At 65.8% G+C, this 15,606-nt stretch carries 14 protein-coding genes; 8 read left to right on the top strand and 6 right to left on the bottom strand.

The features are described 5' to 3' along the window. Positions 1-346 precede the first annotated feature (346 nt). Positions 347-1,897 (top strand): flavin-containing monooxygenase, encoded by a 1,551-nt coding sequence (locus ACFC4D_RS10765; protein ID WP_376062546.1) that lies wholly within the window; start codon positions 347-349, stop codon positions 1,895-1,897. Here ACFC4D_RS10765 and ACFC4D_RS10760 read toward each other — a convergent pair. After that, positions 1,858-2,853, bottom strand: a complete 996-nt coding sequence (locus ACFC4D_RS10760; RefSeq protein ID WP_376062545.1) for a helix-turn-helix domain-containing protein — start codon at positions 2,851-2,853, stop codon at positions 1,858-1,860. The genes ACFC4D_RS10765 and ACFC4D_RS10760 overlap by 40 nt on opposite strands. A gap of 307 nt (positions 2,854-3,160) precedes the next feature. Between ACFC4D_RS10760 and ACFC4D_RS10755 the strand changes: the two genes are divergently transcribed. Next, positions 3,161-4,216 (top strand): hypothetical protein, encoded by a 1,056-nt coding sequence (locus ACFC4D_RS10755; protein WP_376062544.1) that lies wholly within the window; start codon positions 3,161-3,163, stop codon positions 4,214-4,216. Positions 4,217-4,240: 24 nt separating this feature from the next. On the opposite strand, the gene ACFC4D_RS10750 is transcribed toward ACFC4D_RS10755, so the two are convergent. Further along, positions 4,241-5,653, bottom strand: a complete 1,413-nt coding sequence (locus tag ACFC4D_RS10750) for an NlpC/P60 family protein (protein ID WP_376062543.1) — start codon at positions 5,651-5,653, stop codon at positions 4,241-4,243. A gap of 355 nt (positions 5,654-6,008) precedes the next feature. Further along, complete coding sequence (locus ACFC4D_RS10745) at positions 6,009-6,572, bottom strand: DUF6676 family protein (RefSeq protein WP_364635175.1); 564 nt, start codon at positions 6,570-6,572, stop codon at positions 6,009-6,011. A 257-nt stretch (positions 6,573-6,829) separates the two neighbouring features. On the opposite strand from ACFC4D_RS10745, the gene acnA reads away from it, so the two are divergent. Then, positions 6,830-9,622, top strand: a complete 2,793-nt coding sequence (gene acnA / locus ACFC4D_RS10740; RefSeq protein ID WP_376062542.1) for an aconitate hydratase AcnA — start codon at positions 6,830-6,832, stop codon at positions 9,620-9,622. A gap of 186 nt (positions 9,623-9,808) precedes the next feature. Continuing rightward, complete coding sequence (locus tag ACFC4D_RS10735; protein ID WP_375952639.1) at positions 9,809-10,375, top strand: TetR/AcrR family transcriptional regulator; 567 nt, start codon at positions 9,809-9,811, stop codon at positions 10,373-10,375. Between the two features lie 4 nt (positions 10,376-10,379). Here the strand turns inward: ACFC4D_RS10735 and ACFC4D_RS10730 are convergent, their stop codons facing one another. Continuing rightward, positions 10,380-10,886, bottom strand: coding sequence for a MarR family transcriptional regulator (locus tag ACFC4D_RS10730; RefSeq protein WP_364635184.1), 507 nt, complete (start codon positions 10,884-10,886; stop codon positions 10,380-10,382). Positions 10,887-10,957: 71 nt separating this feature from the next. Here ACFC4D_RS10730 and ACFC4D_RS10725 point away from each other — a divergent pair, with 71 nt between their 5' ends. The 4 genes from ACFC4D_RS10725 to ACFC4D_RS10710 all read left to right on the top strand — a co-directional run bounded on the left by ACFC4D_RS10725 (position 10,958) and on the right by ACFC4D_RS10710 (position 13,670). Further along, a complete protein-coding gene (locus ACFC4D_RS10725; protein WP_376062541.1) occupies positions 10,958-11,455 on the top strand; it encodes a cupin domain-containing protein in 498 nt (165 codons plus the stop codon). A gap of 196 nt (positions 11,456-11,651) precedes the next feature. Continuing rightward, a complete protein-coding gene (locus ACFC4D_RS10720) occupies positions 11,652-12,068 on the top strand; it encodes an acyl-CoA thioesterase (protein WP_364635187.1) in 417 nt (138 codons plus the stop codon). A gap of 170 nt (positions 12,069-12,238) precedes the next feature. Next, positions 12,239-12,700, top strand: a complete 462-nt coding sequence (locus tag ACFC4D_RS10715) for a hypothetical protein (protein WP_375952644.1) — start codon at positions 12,239-12,241, stop codon at positions 12,698-12,700. Between the two features lie 10 nt (positions 12,701-12,710). Beyond that, entirely contained in the window at positions 12,711-13,670 is a 960-nt protein-coding gene (locus ACFC4D_RS10710) for a hypothetical protein (RefSeq protein ID WP_376062540.1), read from the top strand. Between the two features lie 147 nt (positions 13,671-13,817). Here the strand turns inward: ACFC4D_RS10710 and ACFC4D_RS10705 are convergent, their stop codons facing one another. Continuing rightward, positions 13,818-14,069 (bottom strand): helix-turn-helix domain-containing protein, encoded by a 252-nt coding sequence (locus ACFC4D_RS10705; protein ID WP_364635196.1) that lies wholly within the window; start codon positions 14,067-14,069, stop codon positions 13,818-13,820. An 87-nt stretch (positions 14,070-14,156) separates the two neighbouring features. Continuing rightward, positions 14,157-15,566 carry an APC family permease gene (locus ACFC4D_RS10700; protein WP_376062539.1) on the bottom strand — a complete coding sequence of 470 codons (1,410 nt, stop codon included), beginning with the start codon at positions 15,564-15,566 and terminating at the stop codon, positions 14,157-14,159. Between the last annotated feature and the right edge of the window lie 40 nt (positions 15,567-15,606).

The following is a 15,606-nucleotide window of genomic DNA, read 5'->3' as shown; positions in this document are numbered from 1 at the left end:
CTCGTCGCCCGGCGGATCCCGAGGCGATGAGCCTGCCGCAGGGGCGCTCACACCGCCCGAACAGTCGACATATTATAACTATCCGAATAGTTGCTCAATCCGTATTTCATCGCTATCCGCTAGGTCGCCCGGCCGGCACCCCGCAACACTCTTGTGATGTCATTACTATCCAGATAATCTCGATATCCAGTTACTCGGATGGCCATCGAGAGCTTCCGGGGCTTCAAAGGAGAGTTCTGCAATGTCGCAAGCCCTTACCCGCCGATGGCCGACCAGCCACGCGACGATCGATCTGTGCACTCTCACAGGCGTTTTCGCCCTCTCCGGCGAGTGGAGTTGATGCGAAATGACCACGAACATCGACTATCCGCAGTACGAGGTCGCTGTCATCGGGGCCGGACCGGGCGGTATCGCGGCCGGGGCGAAACTGCGTATGAGCGGAATCGACGATATCGTCATCCTCGAGCGTGCCGATGACGTCGGCGGCAGCTGGCATGAGAATCAATATCCGGGCATCGCCGTGGACGTGCCGTCGACCACCTACCAGTACTCCTTCGCGCGAAACCCCAACTGGTCCAGGTTCTTCGCCTACGGGCCGGAGGTGAAGCGGTACCACGCCGATATCGCGCGGCGGTACGGGCTGTACGAGAAGACCCGCTTCAATTCCGATGTGGTGCGCGAGATTTGGGACGATGCCGGGAAATTCTGGGCGCTACATCTGCAGGACGGCTCGATCGTCACCGCGAGATTCCTGATCAGCGCGATCGGCGCGTTCGTGCGCCCCAAGGACGATGTCGGCATCCCGGGTGCGAATTCGTTCCGGGGCAAGGTCCAGCGCCCGACCTCGTGGGATTACGACTACGACATGGCGGGCAAGGCCTTCGGCATCATCGGCACCGGGGCCAGCGCGGTGCAGATCGTGCCCGCCATCGCACCGGAAGTCGGCACGCTGACGGTGTTCCAGCGCACACCGGTCTGGTCGGTTCCCAAGCCGGACTTCGTAGTGCCCAAGGCCATGAAGGCGGCGCTCGCCGTCCCCGGTGTATCGGCGACCATCAACGGTGTCGCGTTCGTCGTGGTGGATCTGTTGCTGCGCATGGTCTCCCGTTCACCGATGCGCGTATTCCGGCCCGCCGCGGACAAATTCGACGCGTGGATGATCGCGGGCTACGGCTGGTACGTGCGGCAGGTGGTCAAAGATCCCGACACCGCCGCGAAACTGAGCCCCGGCTTCGGCGTCCTCGCCAAGCGCCCGACCATGTCCACCGGATACCTCCCCGCCTACAACCGGGAGAACGTCACCCTGATCACCGACCCGATCGCCGAAATCACCCCGACCGGCGTCCTGACCAGAGACGGCGTACTGCACCAGCTCGACGCCCTAATCCTCGCCACCGGCTACGAGGTCTTCTCCGATCCCGAAACCTACACCCCCGGAACGATTATCGGCCGCGACGGCTTCGACCTGGCCAAGTTCTACCGAGAGGAAGGTCTCCAGGCATACCAGAGCGTCTCGGTCCCCGGCCTCCCCAACCGCTGGACCCTGGTCGGCCCCTACTCCTGGAGCGGCACCAGCTGGCACGCCTTCGTGGAAACCACAGCCGACCACGCGGTGCGCGCGATTCGCGAAACCCGTTCGCGCGGTGCGGATGTCTGCGAGGTCCGCAAGGAGGCCGCCGACGCCTACCACCGCAGGATCTACCGGCAGGCCGAAGGCGTCCGCTACTACCTCTGCGAGCTCAACGCCCACGTCCCCACCTACTACCGAAACTCCCAGGGCGACAGCACGTATATCCGCCCGGAAAGCTTCTTCGCCGCCCGCCGCCAGACCCGCGAGTTCCCGCTCGACGACTACCGTTACGAGACAGCCGATTCCGGCGCTTCGGTACCGGGTTGAGCCCGCGCGCCGAGCACCCGCGCGCGCATCTGAACCGGGGTCAGCCCGTAATACTCCCGATAGGCTTCCCGGAATCGGCGCGTGCTCGGAAAGCCTTCCTCGAAGGCGATCCGGTCCATATCGATCGGTAACGCCACCGACAGTCGCCGATGCGCACGCTCCACACGGATCGTGCGCAACAGCGCACCCGGCGACGGATACCCGGAACTCTTCATCACCTTGTACAGCGTTCGCTCACCGATCCCCAGCATCGCGGCAATGGCCTCCGGAGTCACCCGGGGATCATGCGCGTGCGCCTCGATCAGACGGCGCGCGCGTTCGGCATCCAGTGCCCGGCGACCGGATCCGACACCCGGCGACGGATTCAGCGCACCATCGAGCAGGGTCAGCGCGCTGGTACAGGCAACGCTGAAATCCGCTGCCGTCCAACCCTCTTCCTCGACCAGCATGCGCACCTGACTCCGGAGCGCGCGCACCAGTGGACGCTGCTCATCCAGCGCGAGCGGCCCGCTCTCGGCGCGAGCCGGATCAACCGATCGCTCCGGCACCGTCAGGATCAGCGCGCTGATGGTCTCGCTGTGCGTCATCCACAGTGGCCGGCCCCAGTGGAAGAAACACACCCGCCCCGGCTCGAAGATCTCCCGAGATTCCCCCTGCTCGAACATGAATCGCCCGTCGAGCGGTATCAGCAGGCGATAGCTGTTGTCCCCATCGCACCGCACATCCCGCCGCGACCGCTGATAATCGAGCGCGCCCGAGGTGAACCGCACGACTTGAAACTGTCCGACATTCTGCGCGTACGCATCCGAATTGAACTCCCCCGCACCGAATCCCAGCCCCACCGACCCCTGCCGCCGGTACAGATAGTCACTCCACGACCCCGCCGCATCGTCGGCATCGGTCGAAAACCGCTCCGACAGATACTCCGCGTCCGCCGCACCGCCGTTCTCATGCACGCGCGGCAGCATAGCGGGCGGAAAACGACCGTGACTGGGCAGGAAAACGGTAGAACCGCCGAGTCGACGGAACCTAGTGTTCGAGAGGCACTTTCGATTCCGGCCAGCGAACGATTTCTCGGCCTCCGTCCGGAGGGGAAGGTCGAGGAACAGCCGAACAGCGGTGCCCGCCCGCGATACCGCGCGCGGGCACCCTGCCCGCTCCCACCCTTTCACGACCCGGCTCGAAGCATGACGATCGCCGTATCCTGGTGTGGGCCGAGGTCGGATCAACGGAATGATCGTGAATGAAGCGGGGTGGTGCGGTATGACTCGCATGCGGGTATCGCGTGTCACCGGTGTGCTGGAGCGCGGCAAGCAGGATCGGGAGACGGTGGCGAATGCCGTCGAATTGGCGCGACGCCTGGGCACGGTATTGCCCGGCCTCGACCCGACTGTCGCGGGATTGCTGCGGCTGCTGGCACGACGATTGTCCGAACAACGACAGTACGAACAGGCCCTGGCCGCCGTTGAAGAGGCGGTGGCGCTCTGCCGCCGCGAAACCGCTACTCGGAGAGCTCGTTTCGATCTCCAGCTGGTGTGGGCGCTCATCGTGCGGGCGGATATCCAGGACGACCTTGGGCGTGGACACCAGGCGGCGGCAGCGGGCCGTGAAGCGGTGGCGCTGTGTCGATATCGGCTCCCCGACGACCCGCGCCGCTTCGGACCCGCTCTGCTCGCCGCACTGGATATCGTCGCCAGATCCCTGAACGCGGCCGACCAGCCCCACGAAGCGCTGCCCTTCGGCGAGGAGCATGCCCGAATCCTGCGCCGCCTGGCCTCCCGTCGCCCGCAGTACAACCTCGCCCTCGCCGCGGCCCTGCACCAGCTCAGCGTGTACTCGGCGGGCACCGGAGAGAACGCGAACGCATTACGCGCCATCGATGAATCCATCGGGATCTACGAGCGTATCCAGGATCGAGAACCGGGTTCAGTCACAACGCAATTGGTCACGGCCACCGAGAACCGCGAGCTGTTCCTGGATCGGCTGGCGCGATCCGGGCACGTGGTTCTCGGCCCGTACCCGCTCTGCGCCCGCTGCGAACAGACCAACGGCGGCCTGATCGCCGTCGAACATCGCCAACTCCACGTCCGGGCCGCGGGACGTGAGTCCTGCGTCGACCACCGCCTCAGCGAGATCATCCCCGCCCTCTGGAATCGCGGTTGCGACACCAGATCCTCCTGCCAGGACGCGAACGGCGCGGCAATGGTCGTCCCCGTCGCCGGACAAGCCGAATTGGCCGTACACATCCTGTCGGACTTGGGCATTCACGCCGATTCGCTGGACGGCGAGGTGTACTTCCCCCTGCCACCCGCCCCGTGAGATCCGGGTGCTGCGGCAGTCCGGTCAGGAGATGAGGCGGACGGCGTACGGCATGATGCCGTCCTCTCGGACCGCGGAAACCCGGACCACGTCGCCGGATTGCGGGGCTTCGATCATTTTGCCGTCGCCTATATAGAGGGCGACGTGCTGGGAGCCGCCGGGGCCCCAGAAGAGCATATCGCCGCGTTCGCGGTCGGAGACGGGGACTCGGGAGCCCATGGTGTATTGGTAGCCGCTGTAGTGCGGGAGCGAGACGCCGATACCGGCGAAGGCGTAGATCATCAGGCCGGAGCAGTCGAAGCCGGTTTTGTTGTAGTCGCCGTAGCGGTCGGCGGTGCCGCCGTCGCGGATGCCGAGGGTGGCGCCGTCCTCATCGCCACCACCCCAGGCGTATTCGACGCCGAGCTGGGCCATGGCGCGGTCGACGACGGTTTCGACGAGGTTGGCGCGGTTACCGCTGGGGCGGGTGAGGGTGTAGCGGGGCGGGGGCGGGGAGTTGCCGAGCTGGGTGTGCGGGCGGTGGCCCGATGCGGCAAGGGAGGCAAGGTCATTGGCGGTGCGGTCGGCGTTGACGCGGGCTCCGGCGGCGACGGCCGCGGCGCGGGCCGCGGCTTCGTCCTTGCGGCGCTGGTCATCCCACGCCAGGTAGGCATCGCGCTGGCCCTGCAGGCCGGCGACCTGGGAGCGGGCGGTGTCCAGTCGCTGCTGGGCCGAATCACGTTGGGACAGCAGGGTGTTGCGCTGTGCCGCCTGCTGGTCGAATTCGGATTGCGCCGCGGCGACGGCGTTCTGGGCGTCGGTCTTCTTCACCTCGGCATCGGCGGCCGCGGCATCCGCGGCCTGCTGCGCCTGCTTGGCGAGTGAGGTCTTGTTGGCCTGATCCACCTGCGCGCGCCGCAACCCCTCGACCACCTGCTGCTGGGTCTGCGAGGCGATGGTCAGCACCTGCGCGCGGGCGAGCGCGATCTCCGGACTCGGCGCGGCCATGTAATTGATCAGCGAGGTGGAACCGGGTCGCATGTAGACCTGGGCCACGTACCTGTCGAATTGCCGGTGCGCGTCACCCACGTGCACTCCGGCATCGGTGAGCTCGCGCTGGCAGCCCGCGACGGCCTGTGCCGCGGTATCGGCGGCATCGCGCGCAATCTGTAAATCGACCAGCGCCTTGTTCACGGCTTCGCGGCGCGCGGCGACGGCGTCGTCGAGCAGTTGCAGCTGTTGTTCGGCGGTGGCGACCTGATTGATCAGCGCTCCCACCTCGCCGACGGTGGCGTCGACGTTCGCGCCCGCCTGGGCGATCTCACTATCGCTGGGATTGGGCGGTGGCGGCGGCGTGGCATGGCCGGTGGTCACTCCGACCGTCACCACGATCATCGCCGCCAGCAATTCCGTGGCGACTCGAACCGGGCGCATGTGTCGTTTCGCCGGTTTTCGCATCGCACCTCCCTGGTTCCCGCTCTGGCCCCGGGGAACACCTCACGAGTCTCATGGAACATTCCTCTACCACTGGAAACTCGAGACCCGCCTGACACTTCTTCCCCAACAGCGTCGTTGCGAAACCGTACGACACTTCAGCCACAGGGTGAATCAGCCACGCGGGAATGACTTGAAGGCAATTCAGACGTTGCCAGCCATTAGCCGGTTTGGGCTGGGATTACCACACGACCGGCGGCCGACCGGCCGGAAAAACCTTCCGGCCGTCAGCGACGCACCCGCGAATGAGACTGGGCCCTGGCTCGAGTCGGCCGGGCGGCACGATCGAGCACAGGGCCCAGATGAGAAGGAGGGGAAATCAGGCGACAGGGGTGCGCGGACGCTCCGGCGCGGGCACCGGCGGCTTATCCGCCCCGGCCCGCTTGACCTTCACCGCGTACAGCCCGCCGATCATGGCGACCAGCGCGATCACCGCGACCAGCGTGATCACGGTCCAGGACACCGTCTCGGGCTGCTCCAGCCGATCCACGAACGCCTGCGCGGCATCGGTGGTGTGATCGGGTCCGCGATATTTGGACTTGTCCTCGGCCCATTCCAGCCGCGCCCGCGCGAAACTATCGCTGAAGGTGCCGACCCAGTCGTCGCTGAAAACCACCACGGTGCCGTGCTGGGTCTGCCCCACCTCGGTCGCCAGATCGCGCAGATTCGCTTCGATGCCCGGGTTGCCCTGCACCACAACGATGTTCAGATCGATGCCGTGTTCGCGCGCATCGGCGGCTATGGCCGCGAGCGCATCCTGCTTGCGATCCTTGGGTGCGGCGACGTGATTGTCGGCCAAATCGAGCAGGATCGACTTCAGGTCTGTGTTGGGCGGTAGTTCCGCCTTCATAGGCGTGAAAACCGAGGCGCGCGGAACGGTCACGAACGCACAGTACTGGACTACATGTCCCATCACCGCACCGCGGCACGCCGTAAGCTGCGACTGTCCCGCTGAATGAACCTCGCACCACCGCGGCGCAGGACCCGGGTGAACGGCTCCGGGCCGCTCGGGGACCTCCCCGATGCGCTCACAGGACAAGCGTACTGTTAGGGTGAAGTACGGACGAGGCCTGCGCCTCGACGAGCCACCGGCACAGCCCCGCCGATGGCCCTCCCATTCACAGACGAGTGGAGCTGACAGTGACGAGTATTGATTCCTTCGGCGCCAAGGGCACCCTCGAGGTCGGAAGCAACTCCTACGAGATCTTCCGCCTCGCGGCCGTACCCGGCACCGAGAAGCTGCCCTACGCCCTCAAGGTTCTCGCCGAGAACCTTCTCCGCACCGAAGACGGCGCGAACATCACCGCGGACCACGTCCGCGCGCTCGCGAACTGGGACCCGTCCGCCGAGCCGGACACCGAGATCCAGTTCACCCCGGCCCGCGTGATCATGCAGGACTTCACCGGTGTGCCCTGCATCGTCGACCTCGCCACCATGCGTGAGGCCGTCACCACCCTCGGCGGCGATCCGAGCAAGGTGAACCCGCTCTCCCCCGCCGATATGGTCATCGACCACTCGGTCATCCTCGACGTGTTCGGCACCGCCGACGCCCTCGAGCGCAACGTCGACCTGGAGTACCAGCGCAACGGCGAGCGCTACCAGTTCCTGCGCTGGGGCCAGGGCGCGTTCGACGACTTCAAGGTCGTCCCGCCGGGCGTCGGCATCGTGCACCAGGTGAACATCGAATACCTGGCCCCCACGGTCATGGTCCGCAACGGCCAGGCCTACCCCGACACCTGTGTCGGCACCGACTCGCACACCACCATGGTCAACGGCCTGGGCGTGCTGGGCTGGGGCGTCGGCGGTATCGAGGCCGAGGCCGCCATGCTGGGCCAGCCGGTCTCCATGCTGATCCCGCGCGTGGTCGGCTTCAAGCTGACCGGTGAGATCAAGCCCGGCGTCACCGCCACCGACGTGGTGCTCACCGTCACCGACATGCTGCGCAAGCACGGCGTGGTCGGCAAGTTCGTGGAGTTCTACGGCAAGGGCGTGGCCGAGGTTCCGCTGGCGAACCGCGCCACCCTGGGCAATATGAGCCCCGAATTCGGTTCCACCGCAGCGATCTTCCCGATCGATGAGGAGACCATCAACTACCTGCGCCTCACCGGCCGCAGCGATGAGCAGCTCGCGCTCGTCGAGGCGTACGCCAAGGAACAGGGCCTGTGGCACGACGCCGACAACGAGCCCGCGTACTCGGAGTACCTGGAGCTGGACCTGAGCACCGTGGTGCCGTCCATCGCCGGCCCGAAGCGCCCGCAGGACCGAATCCTGCTGTCGGACAGCAAGAACGCGTTCCGCAAGGACATCCGCACCTACACCAACGATCCGGTCCCGCACACCGCGCTGGACGAGGCGATCGAGGAGTCCTTCCCGGCCAGCGATCCGGTCGCCTCGGGCACCGCGTTCGATGACAACAGCGTCGAGTCCGCGGCCAATGGCAATGCGGGTCGTCCGTCCAAGCCGGTCAAGGTCTCCGATCCCGAGCGCGGTGACTTCGTGCTCGATCACGGCGCGGTCGTGGTCGCGGGCATCACCTCCTGCACCAACACCTCGAACCCGTCGGTCATGATCGGCGCGGCGCTGCTGGCCCGCAACGCGGTCGAGAAGGGCCTCGCGTCCAAGCCGTGGGTCAAGACCAATATGGCCCCGGGCTCGCAGGTCGTCTCGGATTACTACGAGAAGGCCGGCCTGTGGCCGTACCTGGAGAAGCTGGGCTTCTACGTCGGCGGTTACGGCTGCACCACCTGCATCGGCAACACCGGCCCGCTGCCGGAGCAGATCTCGGCCGCGATCAACGACAACGACCTCTCGGTCACCGCGGTGCTCTCGGGCAACCGTAACTTCGAGGGTCGTATCTCCCCCGACGTGAAGATGAACTACCTGGCCTCCCCGCCGCTGGTCATCGCGTACGCGCTGGCGGGCACCATGGACTTCGACTTCGAGGTCGACGCCCTGGGTCAGGACTCCGACGGCAACGACGTCTTCCTGAAGGACATCTGGCCGTCCCCGCAGGAGATCGACGACACCATCAAGTCGGCGATCAGCCGGGACATGTTCACCAGCTCCTACGCCACCGTCTTCGACGGCGATCAGCGCTGGCAGGGCCTGAACACCCCCGAGGGCGACACCTTCGCGTGGGACGAGAACTCGACCTACGTCCGCAAGGCGCCGTACTTCGAGGGCATGTCGATGGATCCGAGCCCGGTCACCGATATCAAGGGCGCTCGCGTGCTCGCGCTGCTCGGCGATTCGGTCACCACCGACCACATCTCCCCCGCCGGTCCGATCAAGCCGGGCACCCCGGCCGCGCAGTACCTGGACTCGCACGGTGTGGCGCGCAAGGACTACAACTCGCTGGGTTCGCGTCGTGGCAACCACGAGGTGATGATTCGCGGCACCTTCGCGAACATCCGTCTGCGCAACCAGCTGCTGGACGACGTCTCGGGCGGTTACACCCGTGACTTCACCCAGGAAGGCGGCCCGCAGGCCTTCATCTACGACGCCTCGCAGAACTACCAGGCCGCGGGCATCCCGCTGGTCGTGCTGGGCGGCAAAGAATACGGGTCCGGCTCGTCTCGTGACTGGGCCGCCAAGGGCACCAGCCTGCTGGGCGTCAAGGCCGTCATCACCGAATCGTTCGAGCGCATCCATCGCTCCAACCTGATCGGCATGGGCGTTGTGCCGCTGCAGTTCCCGGTCGGCGAGTCCGCCGCGTCGCTGGGCCTGGACGGCACCGAAACCTTCGATATCGAGGGGATCACCAAGCTGAACGAGGGTGTGACTCCGAAGACCATGAAGGTGACCGCCACCAAGACCGACGGCACCAAGGTCGAGTTCGACGCTGTCGTGCGCATCGATACCCCCGGTGAGGCGGATTACTACCGCAACGGTGGCATCCTGCAGTTCGTGCTGCGGAACATGATCCGCGGCTAGTTCGGCTCCACACGACTCGGCTGGGAAGGGCTGTTTCACGGCCGAGTCGTGGTGGCGGGCAACGGTTTTCCGTGATCCCGCCGCGCGGTCCGCAAGGGCCGCTTCGCTCGTCGCTAGTGCGGGATTTCCGCACCGGTCGTTCATGATCGGTGTGGAGATCCCGCACATCCCGTTTCGGAGGAGTCCATGCCCAAGGTCAGTGACGACCACCTCGCCGCCCGCCGCAGCCAGATTCTGGACGGAGCACGCAGCTGTTTCGCCGAATACGGTTACGAGGGCGCGACCGTGCGTCGGCTGGAAGAGGCGACCGGTCTGTCCCGGGGCGCGATCTTCCATCACTTCCGCGATAAGGACGCACTGTTCCTGGCCCTGGCCCAGGAGGACGCCGGTCGCATGGCCGAGGTGGCCGCGAACCAGGGTCTGATCCAGGTGATGCGCGATATGCTCGCGCGCCCCGAGGATTTCGATTGGCTCGGAACGCGTTTGGAGATCGCGCGCCGCCTGCGCAACGATCCCGAATTCCGCGCCAACTGGGAGGAACGTTCGGTCGAGCTGACCGCCGCGACGGTCGCGCGCCTGGAGCGCCGCAAAGCCGAAGGCGCACTGCGCGACGATGTCCCCACCACGGTCCTGCTGGGCTACCTGGACCTCGTACTGGACGGCCTGATCGCCCGCATCGCCTCCGGCCACGCCAATGACAACCTCTCGGCCGTCCTGGATGTCGTGGAAGCCTCTGTGCGCCGCAAGAATTGACGCCCTAGTCGCCGCGCTCCAGATCCGCCAGCAACAATCGGGTGATTCGATCCAGATCCTTGCGATCCTTCGCGGAGAGCACCGACAGGATGCGGGTCTCGTTGTCCACGTGTTCGGTGATCACCAGATCGATGAGTTCGAGGCCGCGATCGGTGAGCGCCACCCGGATCGCGCGGCGATCGCCCGCGTCGGCGATGCGGCGCACCAGTCCCGCCTGTTCCAGGCGGTCAAGGCGGCCGGTCATGCCGGCGCGCGAGAGCATCAGCGTATCGGCGAGCACCGAGGGGTTGAGCTCATAGGGCTCCCCCGAACGGCGTAGTGCCGCAACCACATCGAACTCGCCGCGCTGTAGGCCGTGTGCGGCGAAGACCTCTTCGATCTGCCGCCCGGCCACGATGGAGAGCCTGCCGAGCCTGCCGATTATGGCCATGGCCTCCAGGTTCAGGTCGGGTCGTTCGCGATGCCACTGCGCGGTGATGGTGTCGACCGCATCGGATTTCGTCTCACCCATGGACAGCATCTTATTCGCTCCTATATAGTTCGATAGCGAACTATAACCCATCGAATAATTCGGAGCTTGCCATGAACACCACCTCCCGCCCCGTCGCCATCCGCCAGCCGCACGAGGCCGAGACCCTGGGCACCGACAGCGTCACCATGCGATTGATGCTGGACGCGAACGAGACCGGCGGTTCGGTCAGCACCCTCGAGGTCACCATGAAGCAGGGTGCGGACGGTGCGGCCCCGCACTTCCACACACTCTCCGATGAGCTGTTTTACGTCGCCGACGGCGAACTGCAGGTGCTCGCGGGCGATCGCATCGTCACCGTCGCGGCGGGCGGCTCCATCGTGGTGCCCAAGCTCATGCCGCACGCCTTCGGCGCGACGCCGGACAGTTCGGCCCGCATCATGATCGCGCTCATGCCGGGCGTGCAGCGTTTCGAGTACTTCCGCACCCTGGATCGGATTGCCAAGGGCGAATCCGGTTTCGAGGAACTGGCGAAAGCGCAGGAGGAGTTCGACAACCATTTCGTGGACGCCCCGCAGTGGTGGGCCGAGCGCAATGCCAACCGCCGCTGAACGTTGCGCGGCCGAACATTGAACGCATACCGGTCGGCCGCCCGCGCTCCCGCCCGACCAATTGCACAGCGGCGCGCCAACCTGCGGCAATACACCCGCGGCGATATCGGCCGCGGGTAGCCCGGCAATCGCCGGATTGTGCCGCAGACCACTGAATTTCCGGAATGCGCGACCGAATGCCCGGGTTGTTCGGTTCATGGCTTTCTCCGTACCGGTCACCGTTCGCGGCTATGAACTCGATATCAACGGCCACCTCAATCAGGCCGTGTACCTGCAGTACGCCGAGCACGCGCGCTGGGAGATGTTGCGGGCGGCCGGGACGCCGGGCGAGAAGCTGGTCGCCGCCGGGATCGGACCGGTGGTGCTGGAGAACAACATCAAGTACTTCCGGGAACTGCATCTCGGTGATGAAGTGACCGTGAGCTGCGAATTCGAATGGCAGGGCGGCAAGGTTTTCACCATGCGCCAGCTGATCCGCAAGCTGGACGGAACGGTGTCCGCGGAGATCACGGTGATTGCCGGGATTATGGATCTGAAGGCTCGCAAGCTCGTTTCCGATCCGGGTGCCGCACTGCGAGGACTCGCCGAATCGCCCGGGACACTTGGACTCTGATTCGCGCTCGGGGTAGCGAAAAAGTCTCAGGCTGAGCGGTTTCCGACGCCTCGGTAGGGTTTGCCGGAGCGTTGGAAATATTTCGTTGCGAACCGTTTCAGCGGCGTCGCGGGATATGATTCAGATCAAGCTCGGCCCCGCAGCAAATCCCGAGCAGATCGGAGTTAAGCATGACCGGCGCCCTCCATCACCTCGCGTCAGCGCATATCGACGCCACCGCGCCACCGCTATCTGGCTATCTCGTAGCATCCACCGAGCGGTACATCAGTGTGCGCGTCTCCGACGGCACCTGGACCTTCCGCAGGGCAGATGTTCTGGACCTCACCGCAAGGGAAGTTGTGGCGCCGCAAGGAATCTGCGAGGGCAGCCCGGTTTTCGTGCGAGTACGCAACGGCACCACAGCGGATTTCACGCAGCGGCGCCGCGTCGAACTCACCGAGCGCCCGCCCACCATTCCGGCCGATTACTCCCCCGCGCGCGGTGACGAGGAACTACAGGCGCTCACCGAGGCCTGGGCCCGCGGCCTGGAACTCACCGCTCATCCCGGCGTCGGCGGCGCCACCATGACCTGCTGCCAAACCCGATCGCTGCACGGCAGCGATGACGGCATAGCCGCCGACAGTCTCGACTGACGGGGCCCAGATGCCCGCCCGCACAACGGGTTCGGTACTCGTAGTCACCGAAGCCGACGACCTGCACGGCGATGCGCTCGCCGCCACCCTGCGGAAGCACCACGCGCTCAGTCCGATTCGACTCGATATGCGCGACTTCCCCCGGGAGAACGGAACTTTCCGGGTGAGCCGGGACGGTACCTCGCGCAGCCTCTCCCATGTGCTCGGACTCGACGCGGTCTCCGCGGTCTGGTGGCGACGCCCGCATCCGACCGCGGTGCCGGGCAGTCTGCGCAGCGAGGACGACGCCTACCGGCAGGCCGAATGCGATGGCTTCCTACAGGGTCTGCTCTGGTCCATGCCCGCGCTGTGGGTGAACGATCCGGGGGCCGATCGGACCGCGAATCGTAAACTGGTGCAATTGGAAACGGCCTACCGCGCCGGTTTCGCGGTGCCGGAGACGCTCATCACCAATGATCCCGACGAGGCGCGCTCGTTCATCGATTCGCGGCCCGGGCCGGTGGTGTTCAAGCGCACCGGCACCGGCCGCGGCGCGTTCACCGAGACCCGTTTGGTGACCCCGGCGGATACCGATCTGCTGCGCGGAATCCACGACTCCCCCACCATTTTCCAGGACTACATCCACGCCGAATGCGATCTGCGGATCGTCTGGGTGGACGGTATCGAGTGGGTGGTGCGGATCGATTCGCAATCCGGTGTGGGACGGGTGGATTCGCGCCTGGACACCTCGGTGGCCTTCACCGCGGATCGCTTGCCCGCCTCGGTGAGCAAATCGCTGACCACGCTGATGGGCGCGCTCGGATTGGCTTTCGGCGTGCTGGATCTGCGCGTGGGCCGGGACGGCGAGTTCTGGTTCCTGGAGGTGAACCCGCAGGGCCAGTTCGCCTATCTCGAGATAAAGACCGGTCTGCCGATCTTCGAGAGCCTGGCCAATCTGCTGGTGCTGGGCGACGGAACCGTCACCGACTAGCGGCCGCGTGCGTCGCGACCGCGGCCATGCCGGATCCACCGGTGTCCGCGATATCGATGAGCGGCCGTACCACCTCGCCGGTGGCCGCACGATATCGCAAGTGGTCGAACGGTTTTCACCGCCGACCCACTTCCGACCCGGTGTCGATTACTTGCTGCCGGCCTTCGCCGCCGCCTTCCGGCGGTTCGCACCACCGCGGCTGCGGAGTTGCACATGCGACTCCACCAGCACATTGTGGATGAAACCGTACGAGCGGCCGGTCTCCCGGGCCAGGGAGCGAATGCTGGCCCCCGCTTCGTACTGTTTCTTGAGCTGGGTTTGCAGGCGGTCTCGCGACTTTCCCGTCACGCGTGTGCCTTTACCCAATACGGCTTTACCCTGTGCGGGCCTGTCACTCATGACTTCCTCCGAGTCGCCGTGGGCGCCTCATTCCAGGTTAGAGACTCGGACGGCTGTGATCAATGAATCATTGTGATCGGAGTCACCTCAGGTCTCGGCGATCGGATCGGGCAGTACCCATCGATCGGTGGCGCGCGGACGGAGATAGCCGAGGTAGTAGGCGAATCCGAGCACCAGCGTGACCCCGGCGACGACCAGTTGCGAGGCCGAATCGCGACCCAAACTATAAGCGGCATAAACCATCACGCCGATGACGAGCAGCGGCGGCAGCGGCCACAGCGGCATCCGATAGGTGCCCGTGGCCCTTTCGCGGCGCACCCGCAGCGCCGCCAGCGCGACGAAGAAGTAGACCACGATCAATCCCGCGCCGGTCGCGGTGATCAACCAGTTCAAAGGCAGTGTGGCGGCGGCGATCGCGGCGATGGCTCCGGTGACGAGCGTGGCGGCGACCGGTGTCTGCCAGCGCGGGTGCACACCGCTCAGGGCGCGGTCGATGGGATCGGGCCAGCTGCGATCGCGGGCGGAGGCGAAGACCAGGCGCGCGATCTGCAGGATGATGGCGATGACCGCGTTCACGATGGCGATCGCGATGGCGACGCTCACCAGGGTGTTGATCACCGAACCGCCGCGCGCGGTCAGGAAATAGTTCAGTGGGGCCGCGCTGGTGAGCAATTCGTCCATCGACGGCGCGCCCAGCACGACGGCCGCGAGCGGCACGATCTCGATCACGACGGTCGCGGCCAGGCACACCATGATGACCCGCCCGATGGTCCGGGAGGCGTTCTTGGTCTCCTCGGCGTAGTAGACCGCGGCCCCGTAGCCGTTGAATGCGAACAGCGCCACAGGAATCAGCGGCACCAGCGCGCTCGCCCCGACGTGTTCGAGCCCGTTCGTTCCGGCGGTCGTCGCCCGAAACCATTCGGAGGGACCACGTTCCACATTCGCGAAGCCCAGGAAGACCAGGACCGTGATGGCCGCGACCTCGATGGCCAGGAACACCCCGGTGACCCAGGCATTGGTCTTGATATTGAGCACCGCGACGCCGGTCGTCACGACGATCACCCCGACGCCGACCCATTTGCCGCTCAATTGTGAAAAGGCCACGCCCAGATAGTCTCCGGTGCCCAGCGCGATCACCGCGATGATCAGCACGCCGTTGACCAGCGTCAGCAGGAACAGCGCGAATCCCATGGGCCGTCCCAATAGCCGTGCCGCCCAGGTGTATTCACCGCCGGTGATCGGATAGCGCGCCGCCAGTTCGGCATAGCACAGCCCGACGAAGACCGAGACGATCGCGGCGATGCCCAGGGTGAGCACCGATGCGCCGCCGACCGCCAGCAGGATCGCCGGAATGATGATGAACACGCTGGAGGCCGGTGTCACCGCGGACAGGGTGATGAGGATGTTCTCGCCCATGCCCAGGGCACGCGAGAGTTGCTGACGGTAGCTGGTGGTGGTTTCGTCGGCATCGCGACCGGCGGGAACGGGAGTGGTCATGACCGGACCTTTCTTTGACTTACAATCAAAGAATGAGCTG

The sequence above is a fragment of the Nocardia sp. NPDC056000 genome (assembly GCF_042269265.1).
Lineage (GTDB): Bacteria > Actinomycetota > Actinomycetes > Mycobacteriales > Mycobacteriaceae > Nocardia.
The sequence above is the reverse complement of the archived record's forward strand: the minus strand, read 5'-3'. Positions and strand labels throughout refer to the sequence as shown.